21 protein-coding genes are annotated in these 23227 nt (G+C 54.1%); 20 read left to right on the forward strand and 1 reads right to left on the reverse strand.

The genetic code is table 11. The features are described 5' to 3' along the window. The 20 genes from PHV74_07240 to PHV74_07335 all read left to right on the forward strand — a co-directional run. The coding region (locus tag PHV74_07240; protein MDD5094156.1) for a tyrosine-type recombinase/integrase at positions 1–355 on the forward strand (355 nt) is incomplete at its 5' end. 72 nt (positions 356–427) lie between these two features. Next, positions 428–1645 carry an MFS transporter gene (locus PHV74_07245; GenBank protein MDD5094157.1) on the forward strand — a complete coding sequence of 406 codons (1218 nt, stop codon included), beginning with the start codon at positions 428–430 and terminating at the stop codon, positions 1643–1645. Next, positions 1642–2247, forward strand: a complete 606-nt coding sequence (locus PHV74_07250; protein ID MDD5094158.1) for a Yip1 family protein — start codon at positions 1642–1644, stop codon at positions 2245–2247. The genes PHV74_07245 and PHV74_07250 overlap by 4 nt, the downstream gene beginning before the upstream one ends. Before the next feature lie 32 nt (positions 2248–2279). After that, on the forward strand, positions 2280–2741 hold the full coding sequence (locus PHV74_07255; GenBank protein ID MDD5094159.1) for a MaoC/PaaZ C-terminal domain-containing protein: 462 nt from the start codon (positions 2280–2282) through the stop codon (positions 2739–2741). A gap of 82 nt (positions 2742–2823) precedes the next feature. Further along, positions 2824–3567 (forward strand): isoprenylcysteine carboxylmethyltransferase family protein, encoded by a 744-nt coding sequence (locus PHV74_07260; GenBank protein MDD5094160.1) that lies wholly within the window; start codon positions 2824–2826, stop codon positions 3565–3567. Between the two features lie 43 nt (positions 3568–3610). Further along, a complete protein-coding gene (locus tag PHV74_07265) occupies positions 3611–4429 on the forward strand; it encodes an oxidoreductase (GenBank protein ID MDD5094161.1) in 819 nt (272 codons plus the stop codon). A 155-nt stretch (positions 4430–4584) separates the two neighbouring features. Next, entirely contained in the window at positions 4585–6162 is a 1578-nt protein-coding gene (cimA, locus tag PHV74_07270; protein MDD5094162.1) for a citramalate synthase, read from the forward strand. Between the two features lie 390 nt (positions 6163–6552). After that, positions 6553–7245: a 16S rRNA (cytidine(1402)-2'-O)-methyltransferase gene (rsmI, locus tag PHV74_07275; GenBank protein ID MDD5094163.1), complete on the forward strand. Its 693-nt coding sequence runs from the start codon at positions 6553–6555 to the stop codon at positions 7243–7245. A gap of 486 nt (positions 7246–7731) precedes the next feature. Further along, complete coding sequence (locus PHV74_07280) at positions 7732–9075, forward strand: glycine--tRNA ligase (protein MDD5094164.1); 1344 nt, start codon at positions 7732–7734, stop codon at positions 9073–9075. A 60-nt stretch (positions 9076–9135) separates the two neighbouring features. Next, positions 9136–10188, forward strand: a complete 1053-nt coding sequence (gene rlmN / locus PHV74_07285) for a 23S rRNA (adenine(2503)-C(2))-methyltransferase RlmN (GenBank protein MDD5094165.1) — start codon at positions 9136–9138, stop codon at positions 10186–10188. Positions 10189–10346: 158 nt separating this feature from the next. Next, positions 10347–11099, forward strand: coding sequence for a pseudouridine synthase (locus PHV74_07290; GenBank protein MDD5094166.1), 753 nt, complete (start codon positions 10347–10349; stop codon positions 11097–11099). 155 nt (positions 11100–11254) lie between these two features. Then, positions 11255–12250 carry a tagatose 1,6-diphosphate aldolase gene (locus PHV74_07295; protein ID MDD5094167.1) on the forward strand — a complete coding sequence of 332 codons (996 nt, stop codon included), beginning with the start codon at positions 11255–11257 and terminating at the stop codon, positions 12248–12250. Between the two features lie 337 nt (positions 12251–12587). Then, the gene (locus PHV74_07300; GenBank protein ID MDD5094168.1) at positions 12588–14153 is read left to right on the forward strand and encodes an MBL fold metallo-hydrolase RNA specificity domain-containing protein; all 1566 of its coding nucleotides are present in this window, start codon (positions 12588–12590) and stop codon (positions 14151–14153) included. Positions 14154–14442: 289 nt separating this feature from the next. Further along, entirely contained in the window at positions 14443–14763 is a 321-nt protein-coding gene (locus tag PHV74_07305; protein ID MDD5094169.1) for a hypothetical protein, read from the forward strand. 39 nt (positions 14764–14802) lie between these two features. Then, positions 14803–15999, forward strand: coding sequence for a DNA polymerase IV (gene dinB / locus PHV74_07310; protein ID MDD5094170.1), 1197 nt, complete (start codon positions 14803–14805; stop codon positions 15997–15999). 151 nt (positions 16000–16150) lie between these two features. Continuing rightward, the gene (locus tag PHV74_07315; protein ID MDD5094171.1) at positions 16151–16690 is read left to right on the forward strand and encodes an RNA polymerase sigma factor; all 540 of its coding nucleotides are present in this window, start codon (positions 16151–16153) and stop codon (positions 16688–16690) included. Continuing rightward, on the forward strand, positions 16687–18462 hold the full coding sequence (locus PHV74_07320; GenBank protein ID MDD5094172.1) for an anti-sigma factor: 1776 nt from the start codon (positions 16687–16689) through the stop codon (positions 18460–18462). The genes PHV74_07315 and PHV74_07320 overlap by 4 nt, the downstream gene beginning before the upstream one ends. 71 nt (positions 18463–18533) lie before the next feature. After that, positions 18534–18767: a CopG family transcriptional regulator gene (locus PHV74_07325; protein MDD5094173.1), complete on the forward strand. Its 234-nt coding sequence runs from the start codon at positions 18534–18536 to the stop codon at positions 18765–18767. Then, positions 18754–19011, forward strand: a complete 258-nt coding sequence (locus PHV74_07330; GenBank protein MDD5094174.1) for a type II toxin-antitoxin system RelE/ParE family toxin — start codon at positions 18754–18756, stop codon at positions 19009–19011. The genes PHV74_07325 and PHV74_07330 overlap by 14 nt, the downstream gene beginning before the upstream one ends. Before the next feature lie 94 nt (positions 19012–19105). Continuing rightward, positions 19106–22747 carry a glycosidase gene (locus tag PHV74_07335; protein MDD5094175.1) on the forward strand — a complete coding sequence of 1214 codons (3642 nt, stop codon included), beginning with the start codon at positions 19106–19108 and terminating at the stop codon, positions 22745–22747. A gap of 207 nt (positions 22748–22954) precedes the next feature. Here the strand turns inward: PHV74_07335 and PHV74_07340 are convergent. Then, the coding region (locus tag PHV74_07340) for an aldehyde ferredoxin oxidoreductase C-terminal domain-containing protein (GenBank protein MDD5094176.1) at positions 22955–23227 on the reverse strand (273 nt) is incomplete at its 5' end.

The raw sequence follows: 23227 nt of genomic DNA on the forward strand, positions 1-23227 counted from the left end.
CGATGCGCTTGCCAGAAAATATCCCGGGGCCGCATCGGACTGGGCATGGCAATTTGTTTTCCCCTCCAGAGCTCTCTCCACAGACCCCCGATCCGGTGCCATCAGGCGACATCACATCCACCCGGCTAGCCTTCAGAGAGCGGTGCAACGAGCATCACAACTGGTCCATCTCACAAAACCGGTGAGTTGCCATACTTTTCGCCACAGCTTTGCCACTCATCTCCTGGAAAGCGGCCATGATATTCGAACCGTTCAGGACCTTCTGGGCCACAAAGATGTTTCCACCACCATGATCTATACCCACGTTCTCAATCAGGGACCTCTGGGGATCAGAAGCCCTCTCGATCATCTTTGACATTTGATACCACCCGCCAGGAGAAACGATTCCGAATTGTAATCGCCGGGTCTCCCTGCTATGATGACTTCCGTGTTAACGCCAAAGGCAGGCAGAAAACCACTTGGCCTCAGCCCTAACGTCTTCTTTCTGGGCATCGTGAGCTTCCTCACCGATGTCTCCAGCGAGATGATTTTCACCCTCTTGCCTCTCTTTCTGCATAATGTGCTTCAAGCAGGCATGCCGATTATCGGACTCATCGAGGGGATTGCCGAGAGCACCGCCACGCTGTTCAAGGTGGTCAGCGGCTGGTTGAGCGATAGGCTGGGAAAACGGAAGATATTAACGGCCTGGGGATATGGTATTTCCACGATAGCCAAACCGTTTTTGTATTTCGCCGGATCATGGGTGGCCGTGCTCCTGGTGAAGTTTGCCGATCGTACCGGGAAGGGAGTGCGCAATTCCCCACGCGATGCGCTGTTGGCCGATTCCACTGCCCCCGGCGAACTGGGCAAGAGCTTTGGCTTCCATCGAGCCCTGGATACACTCGGTGCAGTGGTCGGGATAGGGATAGCCGCCGCCGTCGTTTTTTTCCTGCAACAGAATGGCGTGGAACTCGATCGCTCCACCTTCCAGACCTTGGTACTGGTCGGAGTGGTTCCGGCAGCGATTGCCGTGGTGATTGTTGTGTTTCTGGTCCACGATATCCGGACTGAGAAGAAGGCTGATCTGCATATTCCGCCGAAGTCGGATGCATCCCTAAAACCGAAGTTTGATAAGCGCTTCAAAGTGTTCCTGGCGATCATGATCGTCTTCAGCCTGGGGAATTCGAGCGATGCCTTTCTGGTGTTGCGAGCTCAAAATCTGGGGCTCTCGGTTTTCCACATCCTTCTCGTGTTTGCGTTCTTCAATCTGGTCTATGCCCTGATCGCATTCCCCGCGGGCAGGCTCTCCGATAAGCTGGGCCGAAGAAAGGTGATCTTCACGGGCTGGTCCATTTATGCCCTGAGCTACTTTGGGTTCGCCTTAGCTTCACAGTGGTGGCAAATATGGCTTGTTTTCGGGCTATATGGAGTATATTATGGTATTGCCGAAGGGGTCGCCCGGGCATTTGTGGCTGACATGGTGGAAACAGAAAAAAGAGGTACGGCCTACGGCCTGTTTCATGCCGCTATAGGGATATCGGTCCTTCCGGCAAGTGTTATCGCCGGGCTGTTGTGGAATTGGATCAACCCCGCTGCGCCCTTCTACTTTGGCGCAGTTCTGGCAGGGATCGCTGCCATCTCTCTCATCGCCCTGGTTCGGGAATGAAAAACATGCAAGAAGTGTTGCAACAGGTTGATGAAATCGGTATTCCATCCGGCTCGCTCTGGGGGCGGATGATTCGGGCAGCCAGGCTGGATGCCGCCTTTTATGAAGAGATCAAGGAAGATGGTTCGGCGACCACTCAGGCATTTAAAGCGCTGATGGTAGCATGTGCCGCCACCGGAATCGGCTGGGGAATTTCGATCTTCATTAAAGACGGGATGGGCTTGCTGTCAATGACCCTGTTGGTGGGTTTCGCACTGGCCCTGTCCACCTGGTTATTGGGATCTTACGCCATCTATCTGGTGAGCACCAAACTGCTTCGAACCGGAGAGACTCAGGCAACTTTTAAGGGGACGCTTCGGGCCATTGGCTTTGCTAACGCTCCCAATACGATTGGAATCCTCCTGTTTGTTCCTTTTCTGGGTCCATTCATATTCCTGCTCACCCTGCTCTGGACTTTCGTCGCTGATGTCATTGCGGTACGGGAAGTCTTCAGTTTTTCCACTTCGCGTGCCGTTGTTGCCTGCATCGTTGGACCGGTTCTCGCTGTATCGGTGATCGTGGCTCCTTTTCTGACGCTGGCTATCATCGCTAAACTTGCTTAGCAAAGTCATTCCCTCTTCGATATAATAAGGCTATGAATCTGGAATACTATGAAGACATCAGCCTGGCCCAGAAGTGGAAGTCCAGGGCGTATCCCCTCTCTCAGAAAGAAATGGTTGAATTTGCCACGGTGTGGGAGCCGAGAGCCTATCACGTCGATCCCGAGTTTGCCCGGAACACCAAATTTGGCGGTCTGATTGCCACCGGGAATCACCTGATCTCGATTGCTTATCGCCTCGTCTATGAGATGTCCTGTGAGAAAACGCCTCCAACGGCGTTCATCGTCGGGCTGGGGCTGGATGAGATTCGGTTCCTGGTCCCTGCCCGGCCCGGAGATATCCTGGTACTGGAGAGGGAAGTGATCTCCATGAGGGAATCCAAGAGCAACCCGGAAGCCGGAATCGTTACTTATGCCAACCGGCTGCTCAATCAGAAAGAGGAGCGAGTCTTTACTATGAACAGCTCCTGTCTGGTCGAACGGCGTCGCAATCGTTAGCACTTGCTGGCAAAGAAGGCTTCAGGCTGGTGTGCCGAAGGGTGTGGAGTCGGACGATTTCAACATCCCGTAAAGGGGGAAGATGTCGATAATGACCAGGCGTGAGAAGATCATCGCTTACGCGATCGTCATGGCAATGCAAGTCTCCTTTGCGGCATCGATGATCCTGTTCATGGTATTCCTCTTTGGCGGTTCCCTGGAAATCGTGGACCTGAATCTCAATGAAACCGCGTTGATCGCCTTCAATGCTTTTCTCGCTCTGGTGTTTTTCGCTCATCACAGCATCATGCTTCACAAGTCCTCCCGAAAATGGCTGTCCAGATTCGTCTCGCTCTACTATCAGGTTTCTCTGTTCACAGTGACCTCGGCATTTCTCCTGATATTGCTGGTCATCCTGTGGCAGCCATCGGAGCACTTTATTTTCGAGGTCAGCAGTGGTTTGCGCTGGGTGTTTCGCGCCTTCTATTTTCTGGCTATCGGTCTGATGATGTGGACCATGGCGACCTTAAAAGATGACCTGGCCGCCGCAGATCCGATAATGACTCGCTTGCGTGGCCTCTGTACTGATAGGAAACCCTTCATCGTGGCTGGTCCGTACCGCTGGATTCGACACCCGTTCTATTTTGCCATGCTGGTATCGATCTGGTCGTTCCCGGATTTGACGGCCGATCGTCTTCTGTTTGATGTGCTGGCGACGGTCTGGATTGTATTGGGAACCAAGCTTGAGGAACGCGATATGGTGTCCGATATCGGTGAACCCTATCGAGTGTATCGGCAGAAAGTGCCTATGCTGATCCCATATCATATCCGGCCGATTGCCGGATGACGGGCCCATTATTATCGATCCAATCAAAGGAGGTAGCTAATCCATGGATCAGAAGATCGCGCTGGTAACCGGAGGTTCCAGCGGCATTGGGAAAGCCATCACCGAACAACTTGCTGCCAACGGATTCTATGTATTCGCTGCTGCTCGGAGGCTGGACCGGCTGGAATTGCTTCGATCCGAAACCATCGAACCGCTTTGCCTCGATGTCACCGATCCCGCCGCCACGCAGACTGCAATCAAGCACATTCAGTCAACCAAGGGGCGTCTCGATGTTCTGGTGAATAACGCCGGGTACGGTCTCTATGGGACGCTCGAAGGTCTCACCTTGGACCAGGCACACCATCAATTCGATGTCAACGTGTTTGGGTTGGCCCAGGTGACCAAGGCGGTTCTACCTCTCATGCGCCAGCAGCAGGCAGGAACTATCGTGAACATCGCGTCTGTTGTCGGCAGAGTGGCCTTGCCGGTGGCCGGATGGTATTGCGCCTCAAAGCACGCCGTTGAAGCGCTCTCCGATGCCATGCGCGGTGAATTGAAGCCGTTTGGCATCAAGGTCATCGTGATCGAGCCCGGCGCCATCAAGACTGAATTCGACGATGTTGCCCTTGGCACGCTCGATAGCAGCGCTGATCTTGAAGCCTACCAACCGATGGTGAACGGCTTTCGCAAAGTGATACAGACCACATATGGCAAGGCTCCGGGACCGGAGGTAATTGCCAGGACCGTTCTCAAAGCCGTGACTTCGAAGAATCCTCGACCCCGGTATGCCATTCCTTTTGACGCCAAATCGTCGATCCTGTTCAAGAAGATATTCGGCGACCGCATTATGGATCGGATGATCCGGCAGCAGCTCAAGAAATAGCGCCTGTGTCCCCCAAGAGTGGGGGCAAGGGGGTTGATCATGACTCAATCAGAGCATCCTTGCCAGATTCTTTGCGTTCGAGTATGCCCCGCAGGGAGAATTGTTGACGGGGGTGGAGGTCTGGTGTAGTCTAGATGTGCGCTGGCGAGGGCATGATGAACATTCAGCTTTATGATACCACCCTGCGGGACGGCGCCCAGAGAGAGGGCGCGTCCTTCTCGGTTGAAGACAAGGTGAAAATCGCTCGGAAGATCGATGAACTTGGCGTTCACTTTATCGAAGGCGGGTGGCCGGGAGCCAATCCCAAGGACACGCAGTTCTTCGAGCGCATGAGAGCTATCTCGCTCGCCAATTCCACTCTGGTCGCTTTCGGAAGCACCCGCCGTGCTCATAGCCGGGCAGAAGAAGATCCCAATCTCCAGGATTTGCTGAACACCGGAACAAAGGTAATTACCCTAGTAGGCAAGGGGTCTCTGGAGCATGTCAACAAGATTCTGAGGACCAGCCCGGAAGAGAACCTGGCGATGATCACCGACTCCATCCGCTATCTAAAGTCCAAAGGAAAGACGGTTTTCTGGGATGCCGAGCATTTCTTCGATGGCTACAAGGGTGATGCTCCGTATTGCCTGCGGACTATTGAGGTTGCCGCTGCAGCGGGTGCCGATGCTGTTGTTCTCTGCGATACCAACGGGGGAACGTTGCCCACTGAAGTGTTCACTATTGTGGAAGAGGCCCGGAAATATGGCGTTCCCATGGGTATTCATGCGCACAACGATGCGGAGCTGGCAGTGGCCAATACCCTGGCCGCAGTGCAGGCCGGTGCCACACACGTGCAAGGCACAATCAATGGCTATGGAGAGAGGTGCGGCAATGCCAATCTCTGTTCTATTATTCCCTCGCTCATGTTCAAAATGGGAATGGAATGCATCGGTCCCGAACACCTTGCCAGGCTCACCGAAGCATCCCGTTACGTCAGCGAGGTGGCCAACCTGCCTCATGATCCCCAGTTCCCTTATGTGGGGAAAAACGCCTTCGGGCACAAGGGCGGGATGCATATTGCGGCCATGGCCAAGGCAGAGGAAAGCTATCAGCATATCGACCCGATTCTGGTGGGGAACCGAAGCCATATCCTTGTCTCAGAGCTTTCCGGCGTGAGCACTATCATCTACAAAGCAAAGGAGAAAGGGCTCGATTTCCTGGCGCAGAAGGCGCAGGCCAAGGAGATATTGAAGCGGATCAAGGACCTGGAAGCCCAGGGGTTCAAATACGATAATGCCGAAGCCTCCTTTGAGGTGTTACTGCGCCGTGCTCAGCCGGGATATCAGCCGCCATTTGAACTGGTGGACTTCATGGTGGTCGTGGAGAAGAATCGCCGCCGTTCCGCCTCCGAGAGTGATTCAACCCTCTCTGAAGCGATGGTCAAGGTGAAAGTCGGCGGCGAAATTTTCCACACAGCGGCGGAGGGAAACGGTCCGGTCAACGCTCTGGATGCTGCTTTACGGAAAGCATTGCTACAGTTCTATCCCGAACTCAGGATCGTGAAGCTGATCGACTATAAAGTCCGTATTCTGGAAGAAAGCGAGGGCACCGAATCGGGAGTGCGAGTGCTCATCGAGTCAAGCGATGGTGAACAGGAATGGCACACTGTGGGCAGCTCCACCAACATTATCGAAGCCAGCTGGATCGCCCTGGCCGACAGTATGGAGTACTGGCTGCAGCGAAAGAGGGGCTAAAGGCCGTTTATCAGTTATCAGTAGGGGCGACAATTCTGTCCGTCCTTCGGGAAGAGGGTGAAGGGACACTTCCCTTCCGGGGGTTTGGGGGTGTCCCCCAAATCCCTTAACCTTCCCCCAAGAGTGGAGGCAAGGGGGTTGAACAGAATTCGATCAGGATTCTGTTAAAGAACCTCAGATTAAGTGGTGCAGGATACTTCCTGCCGGGGTTTTAGAGCCTGCCGTGGGAGTGTTCCAAGTCTGGTTGTCAGGGTCTAAGAGAGTGCAGATACGCCTCTTTGCCGGGGTTTTAGGGGTGTCCCCTAAACTTCTTTTCTTCCCCCAAGAGTGGGGGTCAGGGGGTTGATCAAAGATTTCCCACTGGAACAAGGAGACGATAACGAATTTACTATGCCGACACTTTATGTGGTAGCCACCCCAATTGGCAATCTGAAGGACGTGACCATGAGGGCCATCGAGGTCTTGCGCGAGGTTGGCCTGATTGCGGCCGAGGATACTCGCAGGACCAAACAGCTCCTTTCTGCTTATGAGATCAAAACTCCCCTGACCAGCTACCATGAGCACAACAAGAAATATAAACTCCCCCATCTGATGCGATCCCTTGAGGAAAAAGACATTGCCCTGGTTTCGGAGGCCGGCATGCCTGGAATTAACGATCCGGGATACGAGCTTATTCGAGCGGCGATCGACCAGGATATCAGCGTGGTTCCTGTTCCGGGACCATCGGCCATCGTCACTGCCCTTGCTGTATCGGGGATCACTGCCGAGCAGTTCACCCACCTGGGATTCCTGCCGCGGAAAAAGGGTGCCAGGCGCAGGCTCTTTGAATCCTTCATCGACGAGCCGCGGGCTATTGTTGCTTTCGAATCACCCTATCGCCTGTTGGCCACACTCAGAGACCTGGGCGAGGTATTCGGGGAAGACCGGAAGATCGCCGTTTGCCGGGAGATGACCAAAGTATATGAGGAAATCTTCCGCGGCACGGTGAGCCAGGCCCTGGAGCACTTTTCCGAACCCAGAGGAGAGTTCACCCTGGTCATCGAGGGGAAGGCTAGAAAGAAATCAGAGAACTCTGGCCTCTGAACTGTCTAATCGGTCCTGTCTTTGCGAGTTCCCAATTTCGCGGGAGGGATACACCCGACAAGAAACTCCGCACGACAAGGCAATCACACCCCATTCGTCTTTCCGGCGAAAGCCGGAATCCAGTCTCCAGCCTCTACCCCTGGTCCCCGGTCTTCACCGGGGAGACGGATTAACGCTTCTCCCCTTGTAATCAGGGGGTTTCTGAACAGAAGCCGAAAGGCGACGAAGCAATCTCAGAACAACTGAAGAAAGGGATTGCCGCGCTGAAGCTCGCAATGACACTTTAATCCTGTTCAGGCGATACGATATTCCCCGGACGGGTAAAACCCATAGAACGATGCCCCTTGCTTTTTTGGGAGTCCTTTCCCGCCCTGCCTCTGCCTACCCATCTTCTTTGACACCCATAGACGAAACTGCTAATCTTAATACGCATTTCCATATCTAGGAGGACTTGAAGTGTCCAAAGCAACCCCGGGAAAAGTGACCATGGAAAAACTCGTCTCGCTGTGCAAGCGGCGGGGCTTTATCTTTCAATCCAGCGAGATTTACGGCGGTCTGGCTTCCTGCTGGGATTACGGCCCCTTGGGTGTGGAGCTCAAGAACAACGTCAAGGCTGCCTGGTGGCAATCGGTCGTCAGGGAGCGCGATGATGTGGTCGGCCTGGATGCGGCCATCCTGATGCATCCCAAAGTCTGGGTGGCCAGCGGACACGTAGCCACCTTCGCCGACCCGCTGGTGGACTGTAAGGGCTGCAAGCAACGCTGGCGCGCCGACCATCTCAAAGGGGATAAGTGCCCGGAGTGCGGCGGCGAACTCACCGAAGCCCGCATGTTCAACTTGATGTTCAAGACGTGCATGGGTCCGGTGGAAGACGCATCGGCCCAGGTTTACCTGCGCCCGGAGACTGCTCAGGGCATCTTCGTCAACTTCCAGAATGTGATGACTTCCATGCGCAAGAAGCTTCCCCTGGGTATTGCCCAGGTCGGCAAGTCCTTCCGCAATGAGATCACTCCGGGGAATTTTACCTTCCGCACGCGCGAGTTCGAACAGATGGAGATCGAATACTTTGTCAAGCCGGGGACCGATCAAGAGCGGTTCGAGCACTGGGTAAATGAGCGTTTCAACTGGTATATCAATCTGGGAATCAAGCCGGAAAACCTCCGCCTTCGCCCTCACGATAAACAAGAACTGGCTCATTACGCCAAGGGCTGCACCGATGTCGAATACCTGTTCCCCATCGGCTGGTCGGAGCTGGAGGGAATCGCCAACCGCGGTGACTTCGATCTCACTCAGCATGCCAAGTTCAGCGGACAGAACCTGGAGTATTTCGATGAGCAGACCAAGGAACATTATATTCCGTATGTGATCGAACCTTCAGCGGGGGCAGACCGGGGCACGCTTGCTTTCCTGGCCGATGCCTACGCTGAGGAATTGGACGAAAAAGAAGATCTGCGAGTGGTGCTGCACTTCCATCCCAAACTGGCCCCGATCAAGGCGGCCATCCTGCCGCTGAGTCGCAATGAGAAGCTGGTACCTATGGCGCATGATCAAATTTTTGCCGATCTTCGCAAGGACTTCATGGTCCAGTACGATGATTCCCAGAGCATCGGCAAACGCTACCGGCGTCAGGACGAGATCGGCACGCCCTTCTGCATCACGGTAGACTTCCAGACGCTGGAGGATAACCAGGTCACCATCCGGGATCGGGACTCGCAGAAACAGATCCGCATTCCGGTTGCCGAACTCAAGAAATGCCTGAGGGCTAAGCTGGACGGAGAGGCCTTTGAAGTTCTGCCTCCCGGCGGGAAACTGCTGGGTTCCGCCGGGTAGGGGGGTATTGCTATACGCTCTCAGGGCATATGCGATATGCCCCTACGGATAAGGAAAAACATGCCAAAAATCAATACCACAGAATTAACGGAAAAAGACCTCAAGGCGACTCTTGTTGACTGGGGAGAGCCCGAATATCGTGCTAAGCAGATCCTCGACTGGGTTTACCGCAAGGCGATCACCGAATTCGCTGCCATGAGCAATCTTCCGCCCAAGCTGCGGGAGCGCCTGGATGCCGAGTTTACCTATCAATCGCTGGCGCCCGTAACGGAATCGAGATCGCGGGACGCCAACACCACCAAGTTGCTCTTTAAGCTGCAAGACGGGAAGACGATCGAATCTGTCCTGATGCGCTATGAGAAGAGGCGAACCGTCTGCGTTTCCTCTCAAGTCGGTTGCGCTTTCGGATGTCCCCTGTGCGTCACCGGAACCGGCGGGTTCGAGCGGAATCTGACTCCTGCAGAGATCATCGACCAAGTTCTTTTCTTCTCGCGCCAGCTCAGAGCAGAGGACAAATCGGTGACCAATGTGGTTTTCATGGGCATGGGAGAACCGCTGGTGAATTTTGGAGCCGTCTGGAGGGCCATCGAGAGCTTTATCTCTCCGGATCTTCTGGGGATTGGCGCCCGACACATTACCATCTCCACTGCCGGGATTCCGCCCGGCATCAAGAAGCTGAGCCAGAAGAGATTACAGGTGGGATTGGCGGTTTCTCTGCATGCGCCTGATAATGCCCTTCGCGATAAGCTGGTTCCGCCCAACCGGATGTACCCGCTGGAGATTCTCATCCCGACGTGCCAGAGCTATGTGGAAGCTACTAATCGCCGTATCACCTTTGAATATGCCCTCATTGCCGATATCAATGACTCGCCGCAGCAAGCCATTCAACTGGGCAATCTCCTGCGGGGAATCAACTGCTATGTGAATTTGATACCTGTCAACCAATCTGCCAATCCGCAATTTAAACCGCCCCACCGGGCCAGGGTCCAGGCCTTCAGCGAGACACTGACCCGCCATCACGTGGCCAATACCGTTCGCCTTGCCAGGGGCACTGATATCGAGGCTGGTTGCGGCCAACTGCGAGCGCGGATGGAAGATATTTCCTCAGAGTGAGTTGGAGCACCAACTTGTCATACTATAAAAATAGCCTTTTAACCGATCCCCCTGAGCATGTCGAAGGGTCGTTCATGATTCGATAGGACCGCCACGAACGGTACTTCATCCTTTGTGATGCTGGTTATCCAACGTCTGCGACATCTAGGAAATTTAACATGTCTGAAAACACTGTCCCTCTCCTGAAATTTCTTTGCGAATCGGGCGTCGGCTCCCGGCGAAAGATGGCCGATGCCATCAAGCAAGGCCTCGTGCAGGTCAATAGAGTCACTGCAGAGGATTTTAGACAACCGCTGGACCCGTCAAAGGATGTGGTCACTCTCGATGGACAGCGAGTGAATTCCGCTAAACCCCAGTCGATATATCTGATGATGAACAAGCCCCCGGGAATTATCACCACCGCCAGCGACGAAATGGATCGTCAGACGGTGCTGGAACTGTTGCCTGCCAAATACCGTTCCTTGCGACTTTACCCCGTCGGTCGGCTGGACAAGGACAGCAGCGGACTTTTGCTGCTGACTAACGATGGTGACTTGACCTATCAGCTCACTCATCCCAAGTTCGAGCACGAGAAGGAGTACTGGATCGCCCTGAACGGAACGCTCGAGCCCCCAGAAATACAGAAGCTGGAGCAGGGCATCGAACTGGACGACGGCATGACTTATCCGGCGCGGATCAGACAAATTCAGAACTCCTCGCTGTTCAACTATAGTATTACCATCCATGAGGGGCGCAAACGGCAGGTCCGCCGCATGTTCGAATCGCTGGGATACCGAGTTCAGACCCTCAAGCGCATGCGAATCGGCGCCCTCTGGCTGGGCGACCTTAAAGAGGGCCAGGTGCGAGAGCTCTCCAAAGCTGAGATAAGGGCCCTTCGCAAACCGCCGCTGCATGGCAAGAAAAAGGGGTAATATCCGTTCACAGGTCAACGCCAAGATTGGTGAAATACCCATTGCTCACTATTGGCAGCAAGAGTATAATCAAGCAAAAGCAAACAACGACGTGGAGCGTTCTTTGTTTTGGCCAGAGGGCCAGTCAGCGTTCTCACCACAAAGAAAGTGTTGCCATGAAAAAACCGGGCGTCGGCAAAATCAGAGGGTTACAGCAAATCGCCACTTCGGAAGGCATCTTCGCGATGTGTGCCATGGACCATCGCGGGTCTCTCCAGGAGATGATCGATAAAAAGAACCCCAAGGCGGTGGGCTTTCAGCAAATGATCGAGTACAAGCAGGAGCTGTGTGCTGCGCTTGCTCCTCACTCCAGCGCTGTGCTGCTGGACCCTAATTTCGGAGCAGCACAATGTATCGCCAATGGCGATCTGCCCGGCAACACTGGCTTACTGGTGAGCATGGAAGCCACGGGATATGGTGGTGGGGCAGAAGGGCGCGTGACCGAGCTTCTCCAGAATTGGAATGCCGCCAAGATCAGGCGGATGGGTGGTTCTGCGGGGAAGCTGCTGCTCTATTACAGGCCCGATCTGAAGGAACTGGCGGAAAAACAACTGGAAGTGGTCAAAAAGGCGGCCGACGATTGCTCCGGGTCGGACCTTCCTTTTCTGGTAGAACCCAAAACCTATCCCATCGGCGATGAGAAAAAGAAACCGGAAACTCTGGCAGCCAAACTGCCGAAGCTGGTCATCGATACCGCCCGGCAGATTACTCAGCTGGATGTCGATGTTCTCAAAGCGGAGTTCCCAGCCGACGTGAAATTCGAAAAGGATGAAGGGAAGCTGCTGGACTTTTGCCAGCAGCTGAATGAAGCCTCGCGCGCGCCCTGGGTGATCCTGAGCGCCGGCGTGGATTATGAAACCTTTACTTGGCAGGTCAAGATCGCTTGCAGTGCCGGAGCATCCGGTTTTCTGGGCGGCCGAGCCGTCTGGCAGGAAGCAATGGAGATCAAGGACAAGAAAGAGCGTATGCGCTATCTTTCAACCACTGGCGCGGATAGAATGAAACGCCTGGCTGAAATAGCCGCCCAATATGGCTCCCCCTGGTACAAAAAGCTTGGAGCAGCCAGTGGGAAGATCGCCGATATCCCGGCTGATTGGTATGAGTCATATTAGCTTCCTGCATAGGCCTGCTTTCGACCCAAACCTAGAAGTGTCCCAAATTCAGAGATCAGCAGTCAAGTGCCGGTAGGAGCGATCTTTGGCTCGCCCTAACACCCAAGGTAAACAGAAAGACATGGATTTCGTATCGAGTATGGAATGACATTTAAGGGCGTGCAGAGGGCTTTCCCTTTGCCGGGGGTTTGGGGGTGTCCCCCAGATTCAACAATCCCCCCAACGAGTGGGGGTTAGGGGGCTGAGTTAGATTGTGTCAATACTCTGATTCGGCTTTCAGAGGCAAGTAAAGACGACCCTTAACTGATTACTAGAAAAGGCAGATGCAATAAAGCTAATGTTATCGATAACCGGCTATGGGGGTGTGGGAGAGATCGGGGGAAACAAGGTCCTTCTTGAAGATCAGGACACCCGCCTCTTTTTCGATTTCGGATTCCCTTTCAAGAAGCGCGCCCGGTATTTTGATGAAAACCTCAACCCACGTCCCGGCGCCGGCCTCCTTGATCTGCTGGAAATGGGACTTCTTCCACCTCTCAAAGGTATCTATCGAGAGGACTTGGCCAAGGAAAACCTCTGGCAGAAATTCATCCCTTCGCCGCAATTCCGGAAGCTGAACGTCGATGGCGTCTTGCTCACCCACGCCCATGCAGATCACAGCGGATACATTTCGTTTCTGAAGGATGATATTCCCATCTACACCACCATCATGACGGCTTTCATCTCCAAAGCCATGCAGGATAGCACCCCTCCGAATTTTGAAAGGGAGGTCTGCTATTCCATGCCCAAGGGAACCAAGAAGGGATATCTGCGTTCCCAGGGAACCTACAAACCACGCCCATTTGTCTTCATGAACTGTCCTGCCCTCAGTGAAGAAGCTCAAGACTTCTGGTATTCATCGCCCACACGTAAAACTCCACTCGGCACTCAACCCTATCGATGTATGCCGGAAAAGATCGGGAAACTCAAACTGCAAGCCTTTCCAGTAGATCACTCCATTCCCGGAGCTGCCGCTTTTGCCGTGGAGACGTCTGCGGGCTGGGTCGGATATACGGGCGACCTCCGATTTCATGGAAGGGCTTGCCGCCAGACAGAGCAGTTCGTCGAAGAAATGCATCGACTCGCCCCCCATGTCCTCCTGTGCGAAGGCACACGCTTGAAGGAGGAGCGCGGGGCCACGGAAGAAGAGGTTTTCGAGAACTGCCTGAAGGTTGTCAACCAGGCGAAGGGATTGGTGATCGCCGATTTTGGAGCCCGTAATGTGGAGCGATTGATTACCTTCTATAATATCGCCAAGCAGACGCAACGGAAGCTGGTCATCATGGGAAAAGATGCCTATCTGCTCGATGCCATGCATCTGGCCTCGGAGAGAGTCCCTTCGATTGGCTATTCCACCGATGTCTTGATCTATAAGGACTTCAAATCGAGGGTCTCTTCATGGGAAGGCGCAATCCATCGGCGCTACGAGGATAAGATCATCACACCGCCTTATGTTCGCGAGAACGCAGGCGATCTCATCCTTTGTTTCAGCTTCTGGGACTCTCTCGACCTCATCGATATCGCGCCGCCGCCGGGAGGAACTTATATTTATTCGGCCAGTGAGGTATTCGATGAGGAAGGCGCCATGGATATGCGACGTCTGGCCAATTGGATCGATCACTTCGGGATGAAGGCAATTGGCTTGCCCAGAGAGGAGTTGAACTGGGCCATCCCTGAAAATGAGAGGGGATACCATTCCTCGGGACACGCCTGCGGAACCGACCTCCTCGATCTCATTCGCCGCATCAATCCGCGGATACTGGTCCCCATTCACACCGAGGACCCGGATTATTTCATCCGAAACCTCAAGGATACCGGCATCGAGATTCGGGTGCCGGTTGAGGGTCAGCCGTTGAACTTTCCCTGACAGCGGTAACAGCGATCAGTAGTAGTGCGTGCAGGGGCGATCCTTATGCTCGCCCGTTGGGAAAAATTACCCTCACCCCGGATCAAGTCTGGGGCCCGATCTAATCTCTCCATCAAGAGAGAGGGATTTTAAAGAGTGCAGAGATACTTCTCTGCCGGGGTTTGGGGGTGTCCCCCATATCCTCCTCCTTCCCCCAAGATTGGGGGCTAGGGGGTTGATAAAATAAGAAACCTTTCTGGAAGACGCCGAATCAAGAAGGTCATAAACAATTGGTAAAAAAGGAGCACTCGTGAGTTCAGATATCGATGAAATCACTATCAGCTATGAAGAAGAAGGGCAGCTGGTGGTCAAGGAACTGGGTAAGGAAATCCTATCCAAAGGCGCCTGGGCGACTATCATCTTCCGGTACCGACAATGGGAGCGCGCCAAGAATGGCTATGGCCCGGACCGCTTTTCCATCCGCCGCTATCGCAAGATGAACGATGAATACCGGCAGCAGGCCAAATTCAATATCTCCAGCCGGGACCAGGCATCGAAAATTGTCGGCGCTCTGCAAAAGTGGCTTCAGGAACCGGCTGAAGCAGACGAATCCGGGGAATCGGACGAGTAAGTTCTCCCTCTGAACTTCTGCCCTTGAAGGAGACCGGGCATGACTCGCCGCATCCTGCATATCGACCTCGATGCCTTCTTCGTCTCGGTGGAGCAGGTGCTCAACCCTGAACTGCGAGGCAAGCCGGTGGTGGTCGGCGGTCATCCCGATAGCCGAGGCGTGGTGGCGTGTGCCTCCTATGAGGCGCGCGCCTTTGGCCTGCATGCCGCCATGCCGATTGCCACTGCCAGAAGACTTTGCCCCCAGGCCATTTTCCTCTCCGGGAACTTTGCGACATATCGCAAATACTCCACTAAGTTCTTTGAAATCCTGGCCGATTTCAGTCCGGATATCGAGCCTGGAGGTCTCGATGAGGCCTATATCGACATGACTGGCTTCGAACCCCTCTATGGTCCAACCCGTGAGACGGCACTCAAGATCAAGGGCCGCCTCAGGAATGAGCTGGGGCTGGTGGCTTCCATCGGCATCGCCTCCGGCAAGGTGATTGCCAAAGTCGCCTCCGATTTCTCCAAACCGGATGGGCTGATCGAGATCGCTCCCGGCGAACAGAGGGCCTTTCTGGCTCCCTTACCGGTGAAACGCTTACCTGGAGTGGGGCCAAAAATGCAGCAGGTTTTGAAAAGGATCGGGGTTATCACCATTGGGCAGTTGGCCGAGTTACCCGTTTCCTTGCTGAAGAAGACCTGCGGCGTCTACGGGGAATCGCTGCATCTCCATGCCAACGGCATCGATGAGAGCGACGTGATGGCTCCCGGACCGGCCAAGTCCATCAGTCGTGAGGTGACGCTTCAGAAGGATACTCTTGATGATCGCCTGCTGAAGGCGACCTTGCGTTATCTCACCGAACGAGTGGGGGCAGATCTTCGAAGTCAGGGCAAACAGTCAAAGTGTGTCACCCTGAAGCTGAGGTACGCCGATTTCGACACCATCACCCGCAGCCAGACAATGAAGGTCGCCAGCGGAGTGGATCAAGTCATCTTTGAAGTCGGCGTTGGCTTGCTGGAGAAAACGCTGGCCCAGCGCAGATACCCGGTGCGGCTGATCGGCATCAGAGTGTCCAGCCTAGCCACTGAAGCCAGTCAGCTCAACATGCTGGACAACTCGGCCGAGCGCTTAGTCTATCTCAATAAGGCCATCGACCGCATTCGCCAGAAGTACGGCTTTGGAGCCATTGAGACAGGCCGCACGCTCCCCCTGAGAGAAGACTTCCCCTCGAAAACTTATGTTGTGGAGTAGAGTTTCCGGGTAGCCGGGCCGACGTCGGCCCGGCTACCCTTTGCATGCCATTTTTGTTGAACTTGTCCTCTACCCGATCGGAGAGCGGGAATCCATGATCTAGGTATAGGGAATGAACCTTTCCCATCCGAACAGCGTATAGTTTTTAGAAATGGCAGATTTGGTCGAGAGATGGCAATCCGGTGATGAAGAGGCTTTTGAGGCCTTTTTTCACCAGTATAAGAACTTGGTATTCAAAACGGCTCTCCTGATGGGTAGTGATGGGCAGGAAGCTGAGGATGTTCTCCAAGAGGTCTTTATCAATGCCTGGAATTCGCGGCGCTCGTTCGATCCCAAGAAAGGGAAGCTCACCACGTGGCTATACCGAATTACGGTGAATCAGTCCATCAGTAAACATCGCAAGAAAAGTACAGTCTCCACATCACTCGATATGATCCAAGGTGAGGGCTTCAATCCGGTAAGTTCGTCAGAGGAAGATTCCCCGGACAATCTGGAAAACCTGAGATTGATGAGAGCCGTCGATTCAATGAACGACAAACACCGGCCGGTGCTCGTTCTGAGATATTTTAACGATCTATCCTACAGTGAAATTGCCCAAACTCTGAATATCCCTTTGGGAACAGTCAAGTCTCGACTCAATGAAGCCATGAAAAACCTGCGCAGGAAACTAGGTGAGGTTGAAAAGTCATGAAATGCCAAGAGGTGAACAAACGGCTGCTGGCCTATCTCGATGGCGAGCTGACATCTGGAGAGCGGCAAGAGATTAAGTCGCATTTGGATACGTGCCTTCAGTGTCGGCAGGAACTGGAGTCTGCGAGTGCCACCGTGAATCAACTCCAGCAAGCCTTTGAAGTGGCCACAATGGAGGCTGTCCCCTCACCGCAGGTGTGGGCGAGGATTAAGCAGAAACTATCGACGGAGGAAAAGCTAAACCCTGTTATTCCTGATCGAAGGAAATCAAGAAAAAGAGGAACTATCATAATGATCAAAAATTTCATATGGAGACAACCCAAGTGGAGAATCGCCATCACCGGTGCGATGGTGTTGACACTGATCGTCGCGCTGGCTCTGATCTTACCATCCTCGCCTGGAAAACCAGGAACAGCATTGGCCGCGGAGATCGCTTTGAATAGCCCGGAGGTCAAAGCCGCTCTCGGCGGTGGAGAGGTAAAAGCAATCCAAGCAACAATATCCGAGGGAGAGGGCTTGGTTGTCTGTGTTGCAGATATGCAGCCTCCGATTATTGTGAAGGTGGACTTGAAGTCTCGGAAGGTAACAGAAATCACCGATGCTCCTTTGCCTGAACTTACTGAGGCGGAAACGAAAGCAGCTATCGATATCGCCAAGTCCGATCCCACGGCACAGATAATGCTGGACAAAATGGGGGAAACACTGGGTCAGACAGTCTCTATTACAAGCGCGAAGGCTTTCCCGTGCTTTGTTTCCGGCACTGTGGAGACGAAGGGAGGGGAGATCAAGCTCCTCCCCAAGCCCAGGATGGCCATCGTTGAATTTGAGCTCAGTAAAAATCTGGGTTTAAATCTGATTCGGGTTACGGTTGACCTTGATGCGCAGAGAGTGATAGAAGCGGGGATATACTCAGACCAGGATGCCAAGAATCCCAATATAGGAATCTCTGTTGCCGTGCCTACAGATTCGGGACAACCCCCTACCGATGAAGAAGCCAAAATCGTTGCGAGGGGATTGATCAATGAAGACCCTATTTTCAAAGCATTGCTCAATCAGGGGTTCAGTATCTTGGATGACAGGATAATTGTCTTTCGATCCGATAATCGCCTGGATACAGAGAAAGGGGGATCGGTCGTCATTTCTACGCCGGGATCAGCCATTATGGAAATCACCAAGGGAGAAGAAAAATGGATAGTTATGGTAGATTTGGTTCAAAAGCAGATCCGATGGGTGCAAATCCCCGAGGCGCGAATTACTCCTATCGATCCGGTGCAGGATGCGAAAGATCGGGAACTCGTCCTCAATCTCCTTCAAAATGATCCTCAAGCCAAAGCCCTGATGGATCAGGGGGCAGTTCTATACATCCAATTGCACCGCGGGGATTTTGAATATGCGCCCTCTCCAGATACAGGAACCTTTGGCGTTCGTCCGCGAACTAATGCGACGGTGTATCTGATTCTGGGAGATGATTTGTGGGGATGCGATATTGACCTGAAAGCCGGCAAACTGGATGGCGCTATCGAACAAATGCCGGACTATTATCGGATTCCAGCAGAAAAGAAAGAAGCTGTTATGCAGATACTTGAAGCAGAGCCAAAAGTTAGGGAACTGCTGGGTGGAGGAGGACAACTTATCTATATCATGGGAGGCGGAGACTCCGAGTCGATATATATGTCCATGTCCATAATCTATGTGGAGAAAACCGGCGATTTTTGGGAGGCCGTTGTCTCTCTTGATAACATGAAATTCTTGGGCCTGGATATATTGGATTGAGGTGCCCTCGCCCCGGCAAGCGTCTTGACGTTGTGACGTCAAGACGCTATATTGGTTATGAGAGGTGCGCCATGAACACTCGAACCAAACGAGCCACGATCTATCTTGACCCGGACCTGCACAAGGCACTGCGGATGAAATCGATCGAGACCTCCCAGTCCATCTCAGAAGTGGTCAATGACGCTATCAGATTGGCGCTTTCCGAAGATGCGGATGACCTGTCTGCCTTTGAAGAGCGCGCCAATGATCCCCTCATTTCCTTCGAGGATATTTTGAAGGAACTCAAACGCAGTGGCAAAATATGAGATTGTGCTCCGGCGCAGCGTTCTGAAGGATTTGGAGCCGATTCCCGGCAAAGACGTAAAGCGGATTCTCTCGGCTATCGAATCTCTGGCAGAGAATCCGCGCCCCCCGCAATCCTGCAAGCTTTCTTCTCAAGAGAAATACCGCCTTCGTTGCGGTGTTTACCGCATCTTGTATTTCGTTGAGGACGACAGGCTAATCGTCTGCATTGTAAAGGTCGGACACCGCAAGGACGTGTACCGATAAATGTAGGGGCGAAGCATCCGCGGCAGTAGCGGATGCTTCGCCCCTACTCCTTTGGCCTTCCAAAATGGTATGATGACACCTAAAGGAGAACAAGGTGCCGAACCCTCTGGACAAAATCATCAGCCGCAACCAGATGGAAGAGCGCTTTCGCCAGGCGATAAGCGATTCTCTGGAGCAGGCGCGGCAAACAGGCGCAGCGGATATCGTTGTGGGGATTCCCTTCTACAATGAAGCGGATTCGATTGGGCACGTGCTGAGGGCCGCCATCAAGGGTCTGGACCAGTACTATCCGAATGCGAAATCGGTGATCGTAGCCGTCGGGTCCCCGGCGGGCGGAACGGCGCTCCAGGCTATTAAATCCATCCACCGGACGAAGAAATCCAACGTAGAGCGAATCGCTTTCACCTTCGATGACGACACGGTGGATGGGAAAGGGTGGAGTATCCGGGGCATCATGGAGATCGCGGACCAACTGGGTGGCGACCTGGTTTTGCTGGAGGCAGACCTGGTCAGCCGAAAAAGCAAGGAAGAAGTGGCGGGGATGACTCCGGAGTGGATTCAACTTTTGCTTGACCCGATCAGGCGCGGTCAGATGGATCTGGTCGTCTCCCGGTTCAACATGCACTATCTTGATATCATTGCCCACACCAACCTGACGCATCCACTGCTGAGTTCGGTTTATAACTGTCCGGTCTATTCCCTCGTGGGCGGCCTCCGGGGTATCGCTCACCCACTGCTTCGGGTTTATCGGGATGAAGCTCGCCGCAGCTGGAGCACCACAGTCGGCGGACATGGGATAGACGCCTGGATTGTCACCAATGCAATCATCAACAACGCCCGGATTGGTGAAGCCAACCTCGGGGTGAAAATCCATCAGCAGTCTGGAGGGAAGCGGGAACTGGTGTTCCGTCAGGTAACCCGAGCGCTGTTCGATCAGATTCGGAAAGACCAGGACTGGTGGCAATCCACTCAGACAACCGATGAGCCGCCCATCCTGAAACGATTACCGGTCATTGGCATTCGGAAACCGCACCGGCCTGTGACGGCAGAGATGGCTCCGGATGTGCTGATGGCCAAATACAAGGCAGGCTTCAATCAATTCCATTCGCTGTATGAGAAGATATTCCCGGTTGATATCTACCGGCAACTGGAGAATATGGCTGAGGTCCAATCGGAGAAGTTCAATTTCTCACCCGGCGCATGGGCCAAAGTTCTGTATGACTTGCTGCTGGCCTATGCTTTCAACCGGGATTTCGCTCAAGACGACCTGTTCGATTCCCTCATTCCCCTGTACGATGGCTTCACCGCCAGCAACCTGATCGAAATCGAGACGCTGAGAACTGAGCTGGAGTCGATCGCTCCTGAGAAAGCCGACCATCTCATTTCCATCGAATCTGAAGCCCGGATCGAAGCGCTGGTGGATGAGGTCTTGGTGCAGAAACCTATATTCATGGCTGCATGGCAGGAGAAATCGGAAGCGCTCAAGCCGTCGGTGCCCCAGGTGACCTACCGAGAGTTCATTCCCGGTGTGGCTCTAGTGGTTCCCTCGCAGATGCGTGCCCTCGATGGCGGGATCGTCACGGCGAACGGTGTTTATGAATCGGTGTTTGCCAGACGCCGCCAGGAGTTTGAGCGCTTCGTCTATCAGCGGCTGGAAGTTCAGCGCGGGGCCGGTTCTCAGGAAACCTCTCTGGCCATCAAGCAATTCCTCCTCTCGGTGGAAAATCGGCTTTTCCCCGAGGCCGATCTCTCGACCATCGAGGGTACGCAGCAGGCTGTCGACGCTATCTTTGCCGAATTTCCCCACCAGAAGGCTTTCTCCCTGGTTCCCGAAATGGTCTCGGTGATACTAGCGCAGACGCCGCCGATGGTTCTGCTGATCAAGCTCGGGTTTGATACTCTGGATAAACTCCTGCAAAAATATGATTCCCGGGATGTTCTGGCCCTGGTGAGCTGGGTGGAGGATCGGGACTACGTCGAGAGCCTCTGGGGAGTCATTCGGGAGAACATACGTCCCGAGCATTTTGGTCCCTGCGATATCAAGCCGCTGGTGGTCAAAGGGGATGATTTCCCGTCTCTGGTGGAGATGAAGGATTCCTCCGCCCTGGACAAACTGGGTTCCGGCATCCTGGTGACCAGCCTTCACAAGGGAATGGGCGGTGAATTTCCCAAACTGCGATACCTGACCACCATCGCCAAGAATATCATTGAGGCCGAGATGTTCGGCCAGGTGTGGCAGAGATTTGCTTCGGAGCGGAAGGACTTCGGCCGGAAGGTCATTGAATCGATCGAAGGACACTGGGGAAGAAAACCCCTCTCCGCGCACAGTATTTTCGAAGCCGCCATCCATCAATCGCTGGCGGCGCGCCTGCGGCAGATGGCTGAGGCCATCGCCGCAAGTGGTGAGGGAAATAAGGATCGACTGGCGTTAGCCGATGGTCTCAGATCGGTGGCCGATTCCTACGCCCTGGCATTAACGCTCCCGGATGGCGGCTTTGTGACGTGTTCCGCATGGTCATGGGCAAGCTACAGCTTCAGGGGTGGCAGAACTTCCCCCTCGCCACTCTCGGCGCACGTGGAGACGGACTGGGCGTCCCGGGAGTTTCTCTCCGAGTACTTCAAGGCAGTCGGAGGAACTGCTGACGATCTGGAAGAAGAGATAGTCGAGTTGATGGGACAGGGGAGGGCCTGGGAGGACCTGGCTCAACGGATGCTGGGAACGGAAAAGGAAGCCGGAACAATTATGCCCCGGGGAATAGCGGGACTCACTGAAGGGCAGCCTCTGGCCGGGATGCTGACCCGGTATGCGCATAATCCGGTGCTCGAACCCGTCAACGATCACCCCTGGGAATCAAAATACGTTCTCAATGCGGGCACCATCAGATTGGATGGCAAGGTCTATCTGGTTTACCGGGCATTCGGCGAAGACAAAATCTCACGGTTGGGCCTTGCCGTCAGTAAAGACGGGTTCAAATTCGAACACAGGCCGGATCACCCCATCTTCGAGCCGGAGGGAAAAGACGACGCCCAAGGATGTGAGGACCCTCGTTTGACGCGGATGGGGGATCGCATTTACATGACCTATACCGCCTACGACGGCATGATCGCCCAGATTGCCATGGCATCGATCCCAGTGGATGACTTCCTTCGTGAACACTGGCAATCATGGCAGAGACACGGCATGGTGTTCCCAGGAATCACCGATAAGGATGCTGCCCTGTTTCCCGAACAGTTCAACGGAAAGTTTGCTATGCTGCATCGGGTGGACCCGCATATCTGGGTGACTTTCTCGCCCCATCTGCGCTGCCCCTGGCCCAGAAGGATGCATGAAATACTGGCAGGAGCCACCTCCGGAATGATGTGGGACGCCACCAAGATCGGTGGCGGCTCCCAACCGATCAAAACCAGGTTCGGATGGTTGCTCATTACCCACGGAGTCGACTATGCGCACATCTACCGGCTGGGGGTGATGCTTTTGGACCTGACCAATCCGGCCAAATTGCTCTATCGATCCCCCAATTTCGTCCTGCAGCCGGAAGAGAAATGGGAGTTGGGCAAGGATGAGCAGTCGTGGGTTCCCCACGTCGTTTTCACGTGTGGGGCCGTTCCAGCAGGCGAAGAGAAGGAGATTCTCGATGCCGAGGATGAGCTGATCGTCTACTATGGCGCTGCAGATTCGGTGATCTGTGCGGCCACCGCCACCATCGGGGACCTGATCCCGGAGAAGTTTCGCTGAGGATAAAACTCCCTGTCCGGTATTCGATTAAGCGGGAGGAATCTCCAGCCGCCCTAGCTACTCTAGAAGGGTGCTGAGAAAGTCTGACTCAACCCCCTAACCCCCACTCGTTGGGGGAATCTTTTGACACTGGGGGACACCCCCAGACCCCCGGAAGGAGGAATCCTTCACCTCTTTGTCAGCAGCCTGGTAGAGACCCCAGTGTGGCTAAGGGGCAACCAGGTCTTCCAGTCCCAGCTCTCTCAACTTGTCCGGCGATGGCCTGCCGGTGATCTCATCGATCCCCATCTCATTCAGGCAACTCCGGCGTATGGCATCTTCATCTAGGGTGACGCCCTTCAGCGGTCCGTAAGAAAATGGCGGTACGCCTTTTGCTCTGGGGGGGAGTTGGAAATCACCCGGCGTGAAGCCTTCCCTGAGGTTGAAACAATGACGAAGCATCTGAATGCGCTCGCCCGACTTTAACCACTCCTCAGGGGT

It is taken from the genome of Dehalococcoidia bacterium (genome assembly GCA_028711995.1).
In the GTDB taxonomy this organism is placed as follows: Bacteria; Chloroflexota; Dehalococcoidia; order SZUA-161; family SpSt-899; genus JAQTRE01.

Bases quoted from the DNA above. Each gene is read 5' to 3' on its own strand.
- PHV74_07250 (MDD5094158.1), top strand. From the start codon at position 1,642: ATGAAAAACATGCAAGAAGTGTTGCAACAGGTTGATGAAATCGGTATT.
- PHV74_07255 (MDD5094159.1), top strand. From the start codon at position 2,280: ATGAATCTGGAATACTATGAAGACATCAGCCTGGCCCAGAAGTGGAAG.
- PHV74_07260 (MDD5094160.1), top strand. From the start codon at position 2,824: ATGTCGATAATGACCAGGCGTGAGAAGATCATCGCTTACGCGATCGTC.
- PHV74_07265 (MDD5094161.1), top strand. From the start codon at position 3,611: ATGGATCAGAAGATCGCGCTGGTAACCGGAGGTTCCAGCGGCATTGGG.
- cimA (MDD5094162.1), top strand. From the start codon at position 4,585: ATGAACATTCAGCTTTATGATACCACCCTGCGGGACGGCGCCCAGAGA.
- rsmI (MDD5094163.1), top strand. From the start codon at position 6,553: ATGCCGACACTTTATGTGGTAGCCACCCCAATTGGCAATCTGAAGGAC.
- PHV74_07280 (MDD5094164.1), top strand. From the start codon at position 7,732: ATGGAAAAACTCGTCTCGCTGTGCAAGCGGCGGGGCTTTATCTTTCAA.
- rlmN (MDD5094165.1), top strand. From the start codon at position 9,136: ATGCCAAAAATCAATACCACAGAATTAACGGAAAAAGACCTCAAGGCG.
- PHV74_07290 (MDD5094166.1), top strand. From the start codon at position 10,347: ATGTCTGAAAACACTGTCCCTCTCCTGAAATTTCTTTGCGAATCGGGC.
- PHV74_07295 (MDD5094167.1), top strand. From the start codon at position 11,255: ATGAAAAAACCGGGCGTCGGCAAAATCAGAGGGTTACAGCAAATCGCC.
- PHV74_07300 (MDD5094168.1), top strand. From the start codon at position 12,588: ATGTTATCGATAACCGGCTATGGGGGTGTGGGAGAGATCGGGGGAAAC.
- dinB (MDD5094170.1), top strand. From the start codon at position 14,803: ATGACTCGCCGCATCCTGCATATCGACCTCGATGCCTTCTTCGTCTCG.
- PHV74_07315 (MDD5094171.1), top strand. From the start codon at position 16,151: ATGGCAGATTTGGTCGAGAGATGGCAATCCGGTGATGAAGAGGCTTTT.
- PHV74_07320 (MDD5094172.1), top strand. From the start codon at position 16,687: ATGAAATGCCAAGAGGTGAACAAACGGCTGCTGGCCTATCTCGATGGC.
- PHV74_07325 (MDD5094173.1), top strand. From the start codon at position 18,534: ATGAACACTCGAACCAAACGAGCCACGATCTATCTTGACCCGGACCTG.